At 60.4% G+C, this 1,453-nt stretch carries 1 protein-coding gene; it reads left to right on the plus strand.

Annotated elements, in window-relative coordinates; translation table 11 throughout:
* Positions 1 to 68 precede the first annotated feature (68 nt).
* A complete protein-coding gene (locus VSO01S_RS26465; RefSeq protein ID WP_084242147.1) occupies positions 69 to 1,421 on the plus strand; it encodes an IS30 family transposase in 1,353 nt (450 codons plus the stop codon).
* Positions 1,422 to 1,453 lie beyond the last annotated feature (32 nt).

Genomic DNA, 1,453 nt, shown 5'->3' on the forward strand with positions numbered 1-1,453 from the left:
GGGTGGATTCAACCGGTCGTCGCAACACCTTCAATCATGGAGGTGCTATGGGAAGACCCGCGGGTTGGATGCAGGAGTTGACGGGGCGAGCGGCAATGCGCTCGCCTGGTGCTCCTTCGCTTCGAAGGGAAGTGGAACGACAGTTCTGGGAGCAGATTGCAACTGGAATCACGAGTGAGAAGGCAGCTGAGGCCGTGGGCGTCTCTCAGCCGGCTGGCGCACGCTGGTTCCGTCATCGTGGCGGCATGCCATTGTTCCTGTCGAGCCCCATCTCTGGAAGGTATCTGTCGTTCGCCGAGCGAGAAGAGATCGCTCTTTTACGAGCCCAAGACATTGGGGTGAGGGAGATAGCCCGCCGCTTGGGCCGGAGCCCTTCAACCGTTTCCCGAGAGCTGACTCGTAACGCAGCGACGCGCAGCGGCAAACTCGAGTACCGAGCGTCGGTCGCGCAGTGGAAGTCCGAGTTGGTGGCCAAGAGGCCCAAGCCGGCCAAGCTAATGACGAACCCACAACTGCGCAAGTATGTCCAGGAGCGCCTGGAGGGCAAGATACATGATGCCCGAGGGCGTGAAGTCACTGGGCCCCGGCAAGCTCCCTTCATTGGCCGGAATAAGCCGCACCGTGGTGACCGCAAATGGGTCAACGGCTGGTCGCCCGAGCAAATTGCCGCTCGGCTGCAGGTCGACTTCCCGCATGATCGATCCATGCGCATTTCCCATGAAGCCATCTACCAGGCGCTCTACATCCAGGGCAGAGGTGCCCTCAAGCGAGAACTGGTGAGCTATTTGCGCACGGGGCGTGCGTTGCGCGTGCCGCGGGCCAGGGCCCAAGCTAAAGCATGGGCTCATGTCAGTGAAGAAGTGATGATCTCAAGCCGACCTGCTGAGGCAGAAGATCGTGCCGTGCCCGGTCACTGGGAGGGGGACTTGATCATCGGCCTGGACAGGTCGGCCATTGGAACGCTGGTGGAGAGGACAAGCCGATTCACCATGCTCGTGCACTTGCCTCGCGAGAAAGGCTATGGGCAGATTCCTCGCACGAAGAACGGCCCCGCGCTGGCCGGCTACGGTGCTGTCACCATGGCCGATGCGCTCAAGAGAACAGTGACCACGCTGCCTGCCCAGCTGTGGCAGTCATTGACTTGGGATCGTGGCAAGGAACTGTCTGACCATGCGCGATTCACCATCGAATCTGGGGTGAAGGTGTTCTTTGCCGACCCTCACAGTCCATGGCAGCGGGGCACGAACGAGAACACGAACGGGCTGCTGCGCCAATACTTCCCCAAAGGCACCGACCTGTCTCGGTGGAGTGAGCAAGAGATCCAAGCCGTAGCCAGAACCTTGAACAACAGGCCACGCAAAACGCTTGGTTGGAGAACGCCGGCTGAAGCACTCAACGAGTACATAAAATCTGCCGCTTAACCCGGTGTTGCGACGACCGGTTGAATCCACCC

The organism is Variovorax soli NBRC 106424 (assembly GCF_001591385.1).
Classification (GTDB): Bacteria; Pseudomonadota; Gammaproteobacteria; order Burkholderiales; family Burkholderiaceae_C; genus Variovorax; species Variovorax soli.